General features: G+C 45.4%; 14 protein-coding genes. 4 read left to right on the top strand and 10 right to left on the bottom strand.

Going from position 1 to position 16,131, the window contains the following annotated elements; genetic code table 11:
- Window positions 1-24: 24 nt before the first annotated feature.
- Genes Q7U10_00240 through Q7U10_00230 form a run of 3 tightly spaced genes read right to left on the bottom strand, consistent with a single transcriptional unit; the run spans window position 25 to window position 3,076 of the window.
- Window positions 25-786: a polysaccharide deacetylase family protein gene (locus tag Q7U10_00240; GenBank protein ID MDO8281049.1), complete on the bottom strand. Its 762-nt coding sequence runs from the start codon at window positions 784-786 to the stop codon at window positions 25-27.
- On the bottom strand, window positions 787-1,968 hold the full coding sequence (rfaQ, locus tag Q7U10_00235) for a putative lipopolysaccharide heptosyltransferase III (GenBank protein ID MDO8281048.1): 1,182 nt from the start codon (window positions 1,966-1,968) through the stop codon (window positions 787-789).
- Between the two features lies 1 nt (window position 1,969).
- Window positions 1,970-3,076 (bottom strand): glycosyltransferase family 4 protein, encoded by a 1,107-nt coding sequence (locus Q7U10_00230; GenBank protein ID MDO8281047.1) that lies wholly within the window; start codon window positions 3,074-3,076, stop codon window positions 1,970-1,972.
- Window positions 3,077-3,341: 265 nt separating this feature from the next.
- Here Q7U10_00230 and Q7U10_00225 point away from each other — a divergent pair, with 265 nt between their 5' ends.
- Window positions 3,342-4,316: a GDP-mannose 4,6-dehydratase gene (locus tag Q7U10_00225; protein MDO8281046.1), complete on the top strand. Its 975-nt coding sequence runs from the start codon at window positions 3,342-3,344 to the stop codon at window positions 4,314-4,316.
- A gap of 22 nt (window positions 4,317-4,338) precedes the next feature.
- On the opposite strand, the gene Q7U10_00220 is transcribed toward Q7U10_00225, so the two are convergent.
- The 3 genes from Q7U10_00220 to argS are packed head-to-tail and all read right to left on the bottom strand — an operon-like array spanning window position 4,339 to window position 8,132.
- A complete protein-coding gene (locus Q7U10_00220) occupies window positions 4,339-5,232 on the bottom strand; it encodes a TIGR01777 family oxidoreductase (GenBank protein ID MDO8281045.1) in 894 nt (297 codons plus the stop codon).
- Window positions 5,233-5,244: 12 nt separating this feature from the next.
- Window positions 5,245-6,447 carry a tRNA guanosine(34) transglycosylase Tgt gene (tgt, locus tag Q7U10_00215; GenBank protein ID MDO8281044.1) on the bottom strand — a complete coding sequence of 401 codons (1,203 nt, stop codon included), beginning with the start codon at window positions 6,445-6,447 and terminating at the stop codon, window positions 5,245-5,247.
- Complete coding sequence (gene argS, locus Q7U10_00210; protein ID MDO8281043.1) at window positions 6,444-8,132, bottom strand: arginine--tRNA ligase; 1,689 nt, start codon at window positions 8,130-8,132, stop codon at window positions 6,444-6,446. Before argS ends, tgt begins: the two co-directional genes overlap by 4 nt.
- Before the next feature lie 120 nt (window positions 8,133-8,252).
- On the opposite strand from argS, the gene htpX reads away from it, so the two are divergent.
- The 3 genes from htpX to Q7U10_00195 are packed head-to-tail and all read left to right on the top strand — an operon-like array spanning window position 8,253 to window position 11,322.
- Entirely contained in the window at window positions 8,253-9,095 is an 843-nt protein-coding gene (gene htpX / locus Q7U10_00205) for a zinc metalloprotease HtpX (GenBank protein ID MDO8281042.1), read from the top strand.
- Window positions 9,085-10,188 (top strand): aminofutalosine synthase MqnE, encoded by a 1,104-nt coding sequence (gene mqnE, locus Q7U10_00200; protein ID MDO8281041.1) that lies wholly within the window; start codon window positions 9,085-9,087, stop codon window positions 10,186-10,188. The genes htpX and mqnE overlap by 11 nt, the downstream gene beginning before the upstream one ends.
- Window positions 10,189-10,197: 9 nt before the next feature.
- The gene (locus Q7U10_00195) at window positions 10,198-11,322 is read left to right on the top strand and encodes a radical SAM protein (GenBank protein MDO8281040.1); all 1,125 of its coding nucleotides are present in this window, start codon (window positions 10,198-10,200) and stop codon (window positions 11,320-11,322) included.
- A gap of 13 nt (window positions 11,323-11,335) precedes the next feature.
- Here the strand turns inward: Q7U10_00195 and Q7U10_00190 are convergent, their stop codons facing one another.
- The 4 genes from Q7U10_00190 to Q7U10_00175 all read right to left on the bottom strand — a co-directional run.
- Window positions 11,336-13,273 carry a polysaccharide biosynthesis tyrosine autokinase gene (locus Q7U10_00190; GenBank protein MDO8281039.1) on the bottom strand — a complete coding sequence of 646 codons (1,938 nt, stop codon included), beginning with the start codon at window positions 13,271-13,273 and terminating at the stop codon, window positions 11,336-11,338.
- 118 nt (window positions 13,274-13,391) lie between these two features.
- The gene (locus tag Q7U10_00185) at window positions 13,392-13,994 is read right to left on the bottom strand and encodes a polysaccharide biosynthesis/export family protein (GenBank protein ID MDO8281038.1); all 603 of its coding nucleotides are present in this window, start codon (window positions 13,992-13,994) and stop codon (window positions 13,392-13,394) included.
- A gap of 41 nt (window positions 13,995-14,035) precedes the next feature.
- On the bottom strand, window positions 14,036-15,322 hold the full coding sequence (locus Q7U10_00180) for a hypothetical protein (GenBank protein MDO8281037.1): 1,287 nt from the start codon (window positions 15,320-15,322) through the stop codon (window positions 14,036-14,038).
- 7 nt (window positions 15,323-15,329) lie between these two features.
- Window positions 15,330-16,131: hypothetical protein (locus tag Q7U10_00175; GenBank protein ID MDO8281036.1), on the bottom strand; the 802-nt coding region annotated here is incomplete at its 5' end.

The raw sequence follows: 16,131 nt of genomic DNA, 5'->3' as shown, positions 1-16,131 counted from the left end.
CCCTGAGATCCAGGCAGGCCGATACTACTCATCGCTGAAGCCCTGTCTGTTACTGCTCAGGACCGTCTCCCTGAACCATGATATGCTGTCCTGAACATCTATCCTTTTTATTGAAAACGGATCATCCCCTGTCCTGACCACGCCATGGTCCACTGTAAAGAGAGCACTATAACCAGCCTCTTTAGCAATTTCAATAGATGTTTCATTGTAACTGCCGTATGGCCAGCACAGGTATGGGCAGGGTCTCTGAAGCCTCTGCTCCATAACTTCTTTTGAACCCTTAAGCTCCTCAGCAAGTTCTGCCACGGAAAGCTCGGCGCACCTTCTGTGGCTTTTTGTATGAGAATAGAATTCGACCAGGCCTGTTTCAGACATCTCTTTTATAAGTTTCCAGTCAAGTGCCACCCTGAAGGAGTCTCCGCCTGCTATCAGTTTTTTTGACTCCTCATGAGTCGGGATGCGGCCTTGTGTATCATTGCCGCCCGCTCCGGCCTCTTCAGCCCTGTCGGTAATTATGAATATTACCGCGTTAAGGTCATACTCCTTCAGGACCGGCAGGACATTTATATGATTATCAAGCCATCCGTCATCAAATGTGAGCACCGCCGCCTTTATGTCAGCAGTGATCCCCCCTTTTATGTATGAGATAAGCTCATCTGCCTTTAAGGTCTTTATGCCAGCCGCTTTCAGCAGCTTCATCTGCTCTTTAAATATCTCAGGCCTGACAGTTACGATATCCCCTTTATGCACGTTGATATGGTGGTACATGAGGACAGGGATCGCCATCTACTTTTTTATCTCCTTAAGTTTTTTCTCAATCACCGCCTTCACCTCTTCGGGAGTGATATCATCGAGGCACCTGCTCTTTTTGCTGCCGTCACATCCTGCCCTGCCGCATGGGACGCAGTCGTATGATCTCTGTATCACGGTATGCATCCCGAATGTCTGTATGCCGTTTTTATTGGAATATGGTTCTGCTTGTCCTGCCCTATGCCCTGTACTCTCTACACTGTATCTATTATCCCACGGCCCCCAGTTAAAGGCCCCGCTCGGGCCGAAGAGGGCGACCACGGGTGTGTTGACGGCCGCTGCTATATGCATAGGGGCGGAATCAACCCCGAAGAAGAGGTCAGCCGCCTCAGAGATAGCGCCGAGCTGTTTGATGGATGTCTTGCCTGCCAGGTTCAGGAGGCCGTCATCATCTTTCCCTCCGCCCGAGCGTACCAGTGATATGATCCTTCCGGCCTTTTCTATCTCATTCCTGTCAGGGGAGGAGGTCAGGATTACACCGGCCCCGTTACCTATGAGCCAGCTGATCATCTCGGCCATATACTCATCCTTCCAGCACTTGAAGAGCCATCTTGATGTCGGGTGGATATGCACTATGGCGCTGCGGCTGTACATGTTGTTTTTGTTAAGCATATCGGCAGCGCCTTCCCTTTCCGGCGCAGGTGTATAAAAATCTACCGATATATCTCCGGCCCTGATCCCTGATCCTTCAAGTATCCCTATGTTCTGAAGCACCATATGTTTATCTCCTTCAGGATCGACATTATGGGTATAGAAGAACCTCTTGCCTGCAAGCCCCCTGTCGGGCTTCCAGCCTATCCTGTATCTTGCGCCTGAAAAAAATGATGCGACAGCGGCCCTGTCGCCGCCTGTCAGGTCAACCGTCATGTCAAAATCTTCAGACCTTAATCTATTTAGAAACCTTGCCTCCCCAGCGATACGCCTGAGCGTTGGCAGTCCCTTTATGTTTCTGTCGAATGATATGATCCTGTCAATAAGCGGGTTGCCGTGAAGGACGGCCTCGGTACCGCTGTTTATGAGAGCTGATATCTCCGCGCCCGGAAAGGCCTTTTTCAGCGCCCTGAAGACAGGCACAGTAAGCAGCACATCCCCGATGTGGCGGAGCTTTATCACGAGTATCTTTTTAACATCTTTGAATTCAGAGGGCCTCTTCTTCAAATTATGCCCCGGCTCCTGATATTGTTTCGATGATGCTCTCTACGGCTTTTTCTATAGGGAACTGTTCGGCCTTTAAGCGGGCGCGCCTGCCCATCTCTTCACTGTCTGATAGCGCGGCGCTTATATGCACTGCAATGCTACCGGCATCATCATGGTCTTCAACCACATATCCCTCGACGCCGCTGTTTATCAGTTCAGCCGCCCCGTTGGATGATGTCGTTATCACAGGCAGTCCTGAGGCCATAGCCTCGAGGGTCGCGTTACTGAACGGGTCATATATGGTAGGCAGGACAAATATATCAGCTGCGGCGTAAAGCTTTTCAATGTTTTTTTCAGGCCCCCACAAGACCACGCTCTTCTCTATCCCGAGCTTCCTTATTAAGCAGATGTGCCTTTTTTTAGCCTTTCTTCCTGCAACCAGAAGCTTGACCCCTTTATCCTCGAGTGCCGACAACGCTTTCAGCAATACGGGCAGTCCCTTTCTGTCAAGGTCTGCCCCGACGAATAAGACGACTTTCATGCCTTGCAGCCCCATTGAACATTTTGCTGCCTCTTTTTTATCGTCATCAGCAGGGTGGAATCTTTGAAGATCCACTCCGTTATATATTACACGGATCTTTTCAGAGGGGATGGCGTAGTTCCTGATGATGTCGTCTTTAACCATATTTGAATTGGCTATGATTATCTTTAAATTCTCAAACGTCTTCTTCTCAAGATACAGCAGCATACGGTGATGGGGATTAATTGCAAAGCTTATTCTCTTGTAAAACGGCTCATGCTTTTTTCGTTTATTAAGCCATTCTTTATGGCATCCGTCACCCGCCCTGTAGATATCGCCATAACCGGTACGCTCAAAGCTGACGACAGAGTCAAAGGTCTCTTTATCCAGGAAGCTCTTTATGTTCATTGAGAAGAGAAGGTTTGAAAGAAGGGACGGACGTGAGGCTGCTTCGATCTTATGGACATGGAACTCTGTCTCTTCCCAATTACCGGCGCTCAGTATATGTATGTCATGTCCTTTGCCTACCAGGCCTGCGGCGACCTGTTTCATGTAGTTTTCAGCCCCGCCGTAAGGTGTGTAATTTTTCCTGATCAGTGCTATTTTCATATGTGGTCACTCTGCTATTATGATTTGTTTTTGCCCGGTTGTTGCTGTATTATAATAAATCGTATTATATAACTTCTTTATAACAAAGCTGTATCTAAATATTATGATCAGGGACAATTTAAAAAAGAAAAATAGCATAGCAATTGTCAGCCTGCCGCTTGCGGATCACTTCAGCAGATATTTTGATGTGATAGGTTTTGATGTATAAGTTTTGATAGATGCAAAGACATTTTTGATAAAAAGAAGATCGGGAGATAAGGCTTTAATGAAGACAATATTGGTTACAGGCTGTGCAGGTTTTATCGGATGGAAGGTGTCACATACACTGCTGCAGAAAAATGTCATGGTCATAGGCGTTGATAACATGAACAACTATTATGACCCGAAGCTGAAGCATTGGAGGCTCGGCATACTCAAAAAATTTCCTGACTTTACTTTCTATAAAGTCGATATCGCCGACTACAAGAAATTAAGAGAGATATTTAAAAAACATAAAATAAGCGCTGTCATCAACCTTGCCGCAAGGGCAGGCGTGAGGGCGTCTGTGGAAGACCCATGGGTTTATCTCGACGCAAACACAAAGGGGACGCTGAACCTTCTTGAGTGCTGCGTTGAGAACAAGGTAAAGAAATTTGTGCAGGCATCAACCTCAAGCCTTTATGCGTCTGAAGAGATGCCTTTTAAGGAGACATCAAGGACAGACACCCCGCTTGCCCCTTATTCCGCCACAAAGAAGGCAGCCGAGGTGATGTGCTATGCATACCACTATTTAAATAAGATAGATGTCAGTGTCTTAAGATACTTCACGGTCTACGGCCCTGCCGGAAGGCCTGACATGAGCGTATTCAAGTTCATAAAGAATATTGATGCAGGCAAGGCCATTCCTGTATTCGGAGACGGCAACCAGACCAGGGACTTCACCTACATAGATGACATTGCCGACGGCACTATCCGCGCGTTGAAACCTGTTGGTTACGAGATATTCAATCTTGGCGGCGACCATCCTGTAAAGCTTAACTATGTTATCGACCTTCTTGGAAAGCACCTCGGCAAACCGGTTAAGGTGAAGAGGCTCAAGATGCATATTGCCGATGTCAGGGCGACATGGGCGAATATCGATAAGACAAAGAAGGTTCTCGGTTGGAAGCCTAAGACATCTCTTGAAGACGGGGTCAAAAAGACAGTTGACTGGTTCTTTGATAATAAGAAGATGCTTGATAAGCTGGAGTGGAAAGAGTAGGGGTTGCGGCTTGCTTAGTTTACTATCTTTTTTCGAATATAGTTTTTAATGCGTCTTTGATCTCAGTGTGCTTGAATTGATAACCCGCCTTCAAAGCCTTTTCCGGAACTACTCTCTGGCCTGTAATCAGGATATCAGCGAGTTCTCCAAGAGCCATCTTAATGACAAAGGCCGGAACGGATACATATGACGGCCTCTTCATTGCTTTGCCAAGCGCAGTGCTGAAGGCAAGGTTTGTTACAGGGTTCGGAGCTGTTCCGTTGACCGGCCCGGATACTGAATCGTTCTGCAGCGCAAACTTAAAAATCCCAACAATGTCATCTCTGTGTATCCACGAGAACCACTGTTCCCCGTCGCCAACAGGGCCGCCCATCATGAAATTAAACTGTGCTGACATATGCTTCAGAACGCCGCCGTCTTTTTCTAACACTCCGCCAATCCTTACAAGGACAACTCTCATACCCACCTCTTCAGCCTTTAAAGCCTCTGCCTCCCATGCCTTGCATACCCCGGCAAGAAAGTCAGACGCAGGAGGGGATACTTCGTTTATGACCTCATCTCCATGCGCGCCGTAATAGCCGATTGCAGAGGCGCTTATGAGCACCTTTGGTCTTGAGCCGGCATTCTTCATTGACGCAACAAGCGCGCGAGTTGTTTCAACACGGCTCGACATGATGCGTTCTTTTCTCTCTTCTGTCCACTTCTCAGGCGCGATAGGTTCACCTGCCAGGTTTATGACAGCATCGATTGTTGAGATAATATCTGCAGGAATAAGGTCTGGCGGATTCCATGTTATCTTGTTTTCCGAATCGGATTTGTGCCTGGTAGTAATTATGACTGCATGGCCTTCTTCCCGAAGCTCTCGCGTCAATGCCGAGCCGATGAAGCCGGTGCCACCTGTTATTAATATTCTCATGGGATAATTATATCAATCCTCATTGAAATTGTTCTGTAATATTAGCGACTGCACTTTCCTGAAATTCTCAAACTCTCCATTTTTTATCGCTTCTCTCATCTTTCTGAAGAACTCAATATAGAAGTATAGGTTGTGATAGGTGTTCAATCTCATAGAGAGTATTTCCCGGCTCATATATAGATGTCTTAAGTATGCCTTTGAATAGTTCCTGCATGTGTAGCAGCCGCACTCGGGGTCAAGCGGTGAAGGGTCTTGCTTGAACTCCTCGCGCTTTATGCTTATCCTTCCCCGGCTCGTAAAGAGTGTGCCGTTCCTTGCGTTCCTTGTGGGCATGACGCAGTCAAAAATATCTATGCCGGATGAAACTGCTTCAAGCACGTCATTCAAATCTCCGATGCCCATCAGATATCTTGTCTTGTCTTTTGGCAGAAGAGGGGCTGTGTAATTGATCATCTCATACATCATATCTTTCGGCTCTCCGACACTGAGCCCGCCGAGCGCGTAACCGTCAAAATCCATACCTGCCTGTCCGGTAGGCAGGCTCATCAGCTCTTCCGCGCTCTGCTTACGCAGATCCTTAAATACCCCGCCCTGAACAATGGCAAAGAGCGCCTGAGAATTAACTACCCCCCCAATCCCCCCCTTGGTAAGGGGGGGCGAAGGGGGGGTGTTTTTATTCTTTTCTTTAAGACACCGCTCGGCCCATCTTGTAGTGAGTTGCAGGGACTTAAGCGCATATTCCCTTGTTGCAGGATAAGGCGTGCACTCGTCAAACGCCATGGCTATGTCAGAACCCAGCGCGGCCTGTATCTCCATCGCAAGTTCAGGAGTTAAGAAATGCGTTGAGCCGTCAAGGTGAGACCTGAACTCCACGCCTTCTTCAGTTATCTTTCTCAGAGGCGAAAGGCTGAAGACCTGGAACCCGCCACTGTCGGTGAGCATAGGGCCGTCCCAGTTCATAAACTTATGCAGTCCGCCGAGATTTCTTATCACATCATGACCAGGCCTTAAATAAAGATGATATGTATTTGAGAGTATTATCTCAGCACCGATCTCCTTCATCTCCTCGACACTCATTGATTTCACAGTAGCGAGCGTGCCCACAGGGATGAATGCCGGTGTGTTGATGATTCCTCGTGCAGTATGGATCTGCCCGAGACGGGCATTGCCGTCGGTTGCGGTTAATTGAAATTTAAGTATCTTCTTTTTACTCACATTCTTTCCGGGGCTTTTACCCCAAGAATATTCAGCCCCTCTTCCAGTACAATTTGAACTGATCTGCAGAGATACAATCTTGCTACTGTCAGATCATTATCATCAGATATCACCCTGTGCTTGTTGTAGTAAGAGTGAAAGTGCCTGGCAAGCTCCTGAAGATAGAATGTTATTCTGTGCGGCTCGTATGTTGCTACCGCCCCTTCAAATACCATAGTGTAATGAAGCAGCTTCTTTATCAAAGATATCTCATCGTCTTCTTTAAGTATTGATAAGTCTATTTCAGGCATGGTTGAGCTGCTGAATCCCATGCCTACCGGCAGGCAGGTCTGGATATTCCTCTCTTTTACCTGCCTGAATATGCTTGATATTCTCGCAAAGGCATACTGTACATAGAAGACAGGGTTTTCAGATGACTCTCTTTTGGCGATCTCTATGTCAAAATCAAGATGGCTGTCAGACCGCCTCGTGAGGAATATGAACTTTGCGATATCAGCGCCGACCTCATCCATGACCTCGCGCAGTGTGATAAATTCACCTGACCTCTTTGACATCTGAACAGGCTTGCCTTCTCTAAGGAGAGAGACGATCTGAACAAGAATGACCTTGAACTTTTCTTCAGAAAGCCCGAACGCCTTGAGCACAGCCCTTATCCTCGGGATATATCCGTGATGGTCTGCGCCCCAGATATCTATTATCGTATCAAACCCTCTGTCGAGCTTCTCTTTATGGTATGCGATGTCTGAGGCAAAGTATGTGAACTCGCCGTCATTCTTCACAACTACCCTGTCCTTGTCATCGCCGAAATCGGTTGACCTGAACCAGAGTGCTCCGTCTTTTTCATACGCAAGGCCGTTCTTCTTCAGGTGCTCTAACGCATCTTTAACAGCCCCTTTGTCATAGAGCTCTTTTTCGCTCTGCCACCTGTCGAAGCCTATTCCGAATTCCCTGAGATCGCGCGCGAGATCTGCAAGCATCTTCTTATATGCAAAGTCTGTAAATATATCACTGCAATCTTTAAATGGAATGTTGTGATACTTATCACTTACCTTTAACTTCATCTCTTCGGATATATCTTTAACATAATCGCCTTTGTAACCGTTTTCAGGAAAAGGCATCTCATTCCCTAACATCTGCTGGTAGACGGTGTAGACTGAAAGGCCGAGAAGCTTTACCTGCATTCCCGCATCATTGACATAGAACTCCCGCTCAACTTCATAACCTGCGGATTTGAGGAGATTGCATAGGGCGTTACCCACTGCCGCGCCCCTTCCATGTCCTATATGAAGAGGGCCTGTGGGGTTTGCGCTTACAAATTCGACCTGGACCTTCTTCCCTTGGCCTATATCTGTTCTGAAGAACTCATGCCCTTCCTTAAGAAGCTTTTTGAGTTTTTCATGGTAATACTCATTATGGTATGTAAAGTTGATGAAGCCGGAGCCTGCTGTCTCAACTTTTTGGAACGGGCCGGGCTGCTCCATTATCTTCTTAACTATCTCTTCGGCTATCATCTTCGGAGATCTTCTTAACGGCCTTGCAAGGCTCATGGCGATGGTTGTGGCAACATCACCGTGAGACTCATCCCTGGGTATTTCAACATCAATGGCAGGGATGTTCTCTAAGCCCCATGCATCCATAAGCGCCTCGATCGCGTTTTTAACTGATTCTATTACATCTTTTTTCATAAGTAATAAGTTTAAAGATAAGAGCTAAGTAAGTCAATTAAGCATAACGCCTCTCGTTGCTTTACCCATGTCCTCTTAAGTAAAATAATAATACACCATAAGATCAAGGAGGCAACGTAAATGAATATACTTAAAACAGCGGCCCTGATGACGGGCTTAACATTACTGCTTATATTCGCAGGAGGGGCTATGGGCGGCAAGTCAGGGATGACAATAGCCCTCATGATAGCCTTTGGAATGAATGTCTTCACATACTGGTTCAGCGACAAGATAGTCTTAAAGATGTACAAGGCTAAAGAGGTGAATCAGACAGAGGAGCCGGAGCTTTACTCTATTGTAAGAAACCTTGCGCAGAGGGCGGAGCTTCCGATGCCGAAGGTCTATATTATCGAACAGCCTCAGCCAAATGCGTTTGCAACGGGCAGGAACCCGGAGCATGCTGCAGTTGCCGTAACTACAGGCATAATGCAGATACTCAGCAGGGAAGAGCTTGAAGGTGTCTTAGCACATGAGCTCGCGCATGTAAAGAACAGGGACATCCTGATAGCCACAGTCGCGGCAACAGTCGCAGGCGCAATCAGCTATCTCGCGCACATGGCGCAGTGGGCCATGATCTTCGGAGGCAGGGATGACGACGAAGGGAGTAACCCTGTTGCCGCAATAGTCATGATGATAGTCGCGCCAATCGCGGCAATGCTCATACAGATGGCGATATCGCGTTCAAGGGAGTATGCTGCTGATGCAGGTGGCGCAAAAATAGCGGGAAATCCGAGGAATCTTGCAAGCGCCCTTAAAAAACTTCATATGGCTTCAAAACAGATACCGCTTAATGCCACACCGGCAACAGCGCACATGTTCATCGTAAACCCCCTCTCAGGCAGAGGCTTTGCAAACCTTTTCAGCACCCATCCACCGATGGAAGAGAGGGTGGCAAGACTGGAAAGTATGAGCCGTGGGAATTAAAAAGATAGAGCAAAAGATACTCTCAGGGCATCGTTTAAGCACAGACGATGCCCTTTCACTTTTCCAGAGCGATGACATCTTCACCATCGGCAGGCTTGCGAATCTTATTGCTGAAGAGAAGAACGGCAAGAACGCATACTTTATCCAAAACCGTCATATTAATCCTACGAATATCTGCGTCAACCGCTGCAAGTTTTGCGCCTTCAGCCGCTCAAAAGGGGATAAGGGCGCGTATGAGCTGAGCATCAAGGAGATTCTAAAAAAACTCAAAACCGGGAACTCAAAAAATCCCCCCAGCCCCCCTTTGCCAAAGTGGGGATCTTTCAGCGAAGTCCACATTGTCGGAGGGCTTCATCCTGATTGGCGATTTGATTTTTATTTAGAGATGTTGAGAGCGATTAAAAAGTCACTTCCGCATATTCACATAAAGGCATTCACAGCTGTTGAGATAGATTATTTCTCAAAGATAAGCGGATTGTCTCTTGCTGATACATTGAGCGAATTAAGAAACGCAGGGCTTGACTCGATGCCGGGCGGCGGGGCTGAGATATTTGATACAAGAGTGAGAAACAAGATCTGTCCTGAGAAGATCCCGGGCAAGAGATGGCTTAAGATAATGGAAGCGGCGCACAATGCCGGGATCAGAACCAACGCCACAATGCTCTACGGACATCTTGAAACATATAAGCACAGAGTTGAACACATGCTCAAACTTCGTGAACTCCAGGACAGGACAGGCGGGTTTCAGGCATTTATTCCTCTGGCATTTCATCCGCTAAACACAAAGATTGAAGGCGCGAGTTATACCTCAGGCATTGACGACCTTAAGACCATCGCGATCTCAAGGCTCTTTCTTGACAACTTCACGCACATAAAGGCCTACTGGGTCATGTTAGGCGAGAAGATCGCGCAGCTTGCTCTCATGTTCGGCGCCGACGACCTTGATGGCACGATCATAGAGGAAAAGATCACACGCTCAGCAGGAGCGCTATCTGCAAATGCGCTGACACGCGCGCAGTTGGTGAACCTGATCGAGAAAGCCGGCAAAGTCCCGGTAGAGCGGGATTCGTTTTATAAAGAGGTCAGGAGTTAAGGGTTGAAAGTGAAGAGTGAAAACAAAAACATAAAACGCATTACCAGGAGCGAAGGCCTTGAGCTTCTGAAGAACGCTGACCTTCTCGGCCTCGGCCAGATGGCTGATAACCTGAGGAAGAAGCTTCATCCTGAAGGCGATGTTTCATTTATCATAGACCGCAACATCAATTACACCAACATATGTATTAACAAGTGTAAGTTCTGCGCCTTCTACAGGGAAAAGGATTCTCCTGACGCGTATATCCTTTCAAGCAGAAGGCTCTTTAATAAGATAAGAGAGACGATAGACTGCGGCGGCACACAGATACTTATCCAGGGCGGGCTTCATCCTGACCTTGATATACATTATTACATTGAACTTTTGCAGTCGATCAAGAAAAGGTTTGACATACATGTGCACGGCTTTTCTCCGCCTGAGATCTTTTATATGGCTGATAAGGCCGGTGTTACATTGAAAGAGGCCATTACCTCTTTGATCGAGGCGGGGCTTGATTCAATCCCCGGCGGGGGCGCTGAGATACTTTCAGACAGGGTCAGGGAGAGGATAAGCCCGAACAAGATAGGCTCCAAGCAGTGGCTGAAGGTTATGGAAGAGGCTCATAAGCTTGGTATGAAGACGACCGCGACCATGATGTTTGGAAGCGTTGAAGAGCCTGAAGACATCATTGAACACCTTGATGCGGTACGAAGGCTTCAGGATAAGACGAACGGATTTACTGCGTTTATCCCTTGGAGCTTTCAGCCGGGGAATACAGAGTTAGGAGTTAAGAGTTTAGAGAAAAATCTACCCCCCCATCCCCCCCTTGGTAAGGGGGGGCAGAGGGGGGGTAACTCTAAACTCCACACAGCTACTGCAGTGGACTATCTCCGCGTGCTTTCTCTCTCAAGGGTCTATCTCGACAATGTCCCAAACATTCAGGCCTCATGGGTGACGCAGGGTTTGAAGATGGCTCAGGTATCATTAAGGTTCGGCGCAAATGACTTCGGCTCAACAATGCTTGAGGAGAATGTCGTTGCTTCAACAGGGGTGAAGTTCAGTGTCACGATCGATGATATCCTGAAAGCCATCAGGGGTGCCGGTTTCAAACCCGTGCAGAGGGACATGTACTACAATATCCTTAACTACTTATAGGTACTGATGAATATCAGGCCTTATCGCTCCTGTTATAGTAGTAAGCGTTATTCTCCAAGGGAGAAAAATCAGTGCAGGTGAGCATAACACCTATTATATTTCCTTTTGCTGATTTTAGGCCCTCTATCGCTTTTTTGACAGTTTTACGCGATGTGCTGTTTGCTTTTACTGCGAATACGATACCGTCCACATAGCTTGCAAGAAATGATACTTCAATAGCCAGGTTGAAAGGAGGGGTGTCAATAATTACTATATCATAGTTGTCTCTTACTGCTTCAACCAGAATCTTCAGTTTCTCAGATTCAAGCACTGCGCCGGGGTTTGGAGGAATGAGCCCGGATGGGATTACTGAGAGGTTTGGTATACTGCTGTTAACTATTATATCGTTCTTATCTTTTTTATCGAAAAAAAAGTCTGTTATCCCTGCTTCATGATTTACCCCTAATAGTTTACCAAGTTGCGGATTGAAAATATCCGCATCGATCATAAGTACCCTCTCTCCTGCTTCTGCGCAAGCAATCCCTAATGAGATGGCGCTGGTCGTTTTGCCTTCGCCGACGACTGAACTGGATATCATGATGGTTTTGAGCACATGCTCACGCCTGTAAAATCCGAGCCTGGTTTTTATATTGTTATACGATCGGAGGAAAGAGACAGAACCTTTTTCTTTAGATGTTATTTTATTTTTATCCTTTGGCACCGAACCCCAAAAATGCTCTTTAAGGAATGACTTGATATCATCTTCTGTTTTTATTGTGTCGTCAATGTTAGAGAAGAGAAAACAAAGAAATATGCCGAGACAGAAACCAACAATGTTTGCTGTTATGATATTCTTCTTCTTTTCAGGCTTAAAAGGATTTGCCGGGATCTTTGCTTCATCAACAACTCTAATATTGTTTGATGTAATGCTGCCGCTAATGTCTGTCTCTTTTAAACGCTGCAGCAGGACATCGTACATCTGCTTGCTGCTCTCAGTTTCGCGCTTAATAGCCCCGTATTGTATAGCCTGCTGAGCAAGCTGCATTGATTCCTGTTTTAAAGAATCGAGATTGTTTTTTGTGGCTTCTTCATTAGCTTTGTTGATCTTGTATTCTATTTCAATGCTTTTTGCTATCTTGCCGATTTCAGCAGCAAGGCTTTCTTTGATCTGGTCGATCTGTGATGTAATGCTTACCGTTACAGGATGTTTCGGTTTGTATTTCTTTGATATTTCTGCAAGTTTGTTATTTAGCTCACTGTAGTCCATCTTCAATTTGGCGACATAGGAGTTTTCAATTATTTTTGGCAATGATTCAGCCAGTTCAGGGCTCTTCATCAATTTTTCTACTTCATCAAGGGTTGTTTTAAGTTCCAAGCTTTTATTAGCGGCTCTGGTGTAGTCGCTATACAGTGTAGAGAGTTTTTCTTCGAGGAGTGATTGTCTCTTTTCAAGAGAAATTATATCTTCCTTTTCCTTGAACTTTAAGAGTTCCATTTCAGACTTTTCTATACTTGCCCTGAGAACTGCGATCTGTTCAGACAGCCATGTGAAAGCATCTTTGGAAGTTGACCTTTTATCTTCGAGATTGTGCTGAATATATGCCTGTGCTACGGCATTAGCATATTTTGCAGCTCTCTCAGGATCAGCACTGACAAAATTGATCTTAACCAACCTGCTTGTTTTTTGGAAGTCAATAGAGATGCCTCTTCGAAACATTTCAATAGGATCTTCCGCATCAATAAAAGCCGGGTCTCCGGACAACTCAAGAAGGTTAAAGGCTTTTTTGGCAACAGCATAAGACTTGATTATCTCCCACTGTGTTGTATAGAAAGCACCCTCTTCTCCGGGAAATGAATCCATGCCAAAACTGACAGCTTCCGGAGTATGAGGTTCTACGATCAATGTAGTGGTAGCGCGATATAGGGGCGTTTGATTAAAAGTATATACCGTCACTGTAATGACGACAGTCATATAAGCAGCAATAAAGACCCAAATATATTGCTTTGTAAAATAAAAATATTCTCTTATCTTATTCCAATACTCTGATAAAATAGGCATAGCACAGTTTATTCCTTTTCCGATCTTATTTCTACCAAAAGCTCAGAGGCACCTCAACAATGTCATCAGGCTGAAGCGTGTCACTCATATCTACATTTATTTTCACTTCTTTATTATTAATGATCCTCTTTATGACGGTGTTCCTTGTTGAAGCCTTCAGTGTTGCCCCATCAGCGAGTGTAATGGCTTTAAGTACCGTCATGCCTGATTTATAAGGGAAGGTCCCTGGTTTTTTAACTTCGCCTACTACATAGACTAATTGACTTTTAATGGTTGCCGTCACACTGACGATCGGGTCATAAAGGTAATCTTTTCCCAGCATCTCAGTTAGAAGCCTTTCTATCTCTCCTGCGCTCAAACCTGAAACCTTGATCAGGCCAAGCAGGGGGAAGACAATATTGCCGTCCTGAGAAATAGTGAATGCTCCGGAAAGATCTGGATTTTCATAAACTTTTATTGTAAGAACATCATCAGGAACTGCCTTGTATAAGGCGCTGTATTCTTCCGCAACATCTGAGGGTTGTTCCTTTAATTCTGTTTCAGAAGCCATGAGTGGAACTGTCAGGCATGCCGTGAAAGAAAAGAAAAAAAGAATAATAATTATTATCTTTGATGTGATATCGGTTTTAGTCATTAAGAATAATTTTTATGAATAAGTGGTGTGGGAGTAATGTTTCAGAAAGTAAGAGTTGCGAACATCCCAACCCTGTTGTTAGTGTATTCACCTTTTATATCACTTGCTTCTCTCATTGCATACTGGTAATGAGTTCCTACTTTGAGCCATTCCTGTATCGGGTAGTCAAAGCTGACTTTGCCTAACCATATCTTATCTTCTATATCTTCTCCGTCTGAGGAAGAAGCCTGAAGTTGATAACTTCCTTCAAATGTCATTGTTATTTTCTCGACCAGTTTTTTGATTAGTTGAAGATTATATGTTGTAGATTCTAAAGTACTGCCGGATGATGTGCTTGAAAGTGAACTAATGGTCTCTTTAATAAATGCTAGGTTAGCTGATATATCATCAGGCTGCTCATAACTGAGACCTCCTTCATATCTGTAATCCCCGTATCCATCTTTGCCTACAGAGAACTTGCCTCCCATCATATCAGTAATTTGAACAATAAGCGTCATCGTTCCCACGGGGTTATTAAAATCTTCTGCAGATGAAAGTTCATAATCGATTGTTTCATATCCGCCTTCAGCTATAATAGAAAACCTGTAGACGCCTGCCCATTTAGCTCCAATAATGTATCGGTTATCTTTATAATTACGGTCTTTGTTTTGTTCTGAGTCCTGTTTTTCATAGAAATAAGACATAAATGAAACAATTGACTCAGTTACGGGAAGGGAGAGGGTGCCTTTGAAAGTATCTGTATTACGCTCGGAGATTTCTTCTTTATCCAAGAACTCTTCCCATGTACGATTAAATTCTCCCTCGGCTTTTAGACGACTTACATAGGTAAAAGATGTTGCTATTCCATATGTATTTGACTTGTTTTTTGAGATCCCTGCTTCATCTTCCAGAGCCTGGTCAAATCTTGTTTTAGTAAAAGAATCGTGAAAATTAAATTTAAGCCCTCCCGGGAAGTTGAGATCAAGGGCGCCTGCCAAATTTAAATTGTTTTCAGACAAGTCAGTCTTTGTTCCCTTGCGAAAATCGCTGTCAAAATCAAAAGACAACTTATGATCCTGGTAAGGGATCAGGAAGTTTATGACCGGGATAAGATGTAAAACGATATCATCTGTTGTCTCATCATCGATACCATTTTTAAGATTAATATTATCATCATATTCACTGCTAATGGTAATCTCTGGAGTAACCTCCGTATTTCCAAGCTGTAATGAAAACGATTTGCCCGCTAAAACGATAGAGAAAAAACAGGTGAGAATCAGAATGTTATAGATTGATGAAGGTTTCTTTAAAGGTAACCCTCGCAGTATTGTTGTTATTTTAGTGCTCATGTTTGTTCTACTGTAGACATCCGGGATCTACAGGGCTTGGGTTTAGATTACCTGCACAGATCCCCCCGCTGCAACGGTCGTTTTCTGTACAGGAATCACTGTCGTTACATGGTTCGGTATTATCATACATTGTTGCACCTCCGGAACATTTCCAGCATGTTCCGGGGTCTTCCGCATTGTCATCAACAATGGCACCGGCTGAACACTTCTTGCATTGTCCGGGATCTTCAAAGTTGTCATTAACGACAGCACCGCCTGAACATTTCTTACATGTTCCGGGGTCTTCAAGGTTGTCATCAACAATGGTGCCGGCTGAACACTTCTTGCATGTTCCGGGATCTTCAAGGTTGTCATTAACAACAGCACCGGCTGAACACTTTTGACATTGTCCCGGATCTTCAGCATTGTCAGCAACAACGGCGCCGGCTGAGCACTTCTTACATGTTCCGGGATCCTCCGCATTATCATCAACAACGGCACCGGCTGAACACTTTTGACATTGTCCCGGATCTTCAGCATTGTCAGCAACAATGGCGCCGGCTGAGCACTTCTTGCATGTTCCGGGGTCTTCAGCATTATCATTCACCGCAGCACCGTTCTCGCACTTCTGGCAAGAACCTGGGTCTTCAGAGTTATCAATAACAATGGCACCGGCTGAACACTTCTTACATTGTCCGGGGTCTTCAGCATTATCATTCACCGCGACACCATTTTCACACTTCTGGCAAGAACCTGGGTCTTCAGTGTTATCAATAACAATGGCGCCGGCTGTACACTTTTGGCATTGTCCGGGGTCTTCAGCATTATCA

This window comes from Thermodesulfovibrionia bacterium, assembly GCA_030646035.1.
In the GTDB taxonomy this organism is placed as follows: Bacteria; Nitrospirota; Thermodesulfovibrionia; order UBA6902; family UBA6902; genus JACQZG01.
The sequence above is the reverse complement of the archived record's forward strand: the minus strand, read 5'-3'. Positions and strand labels throughout refer to the sequence as shown.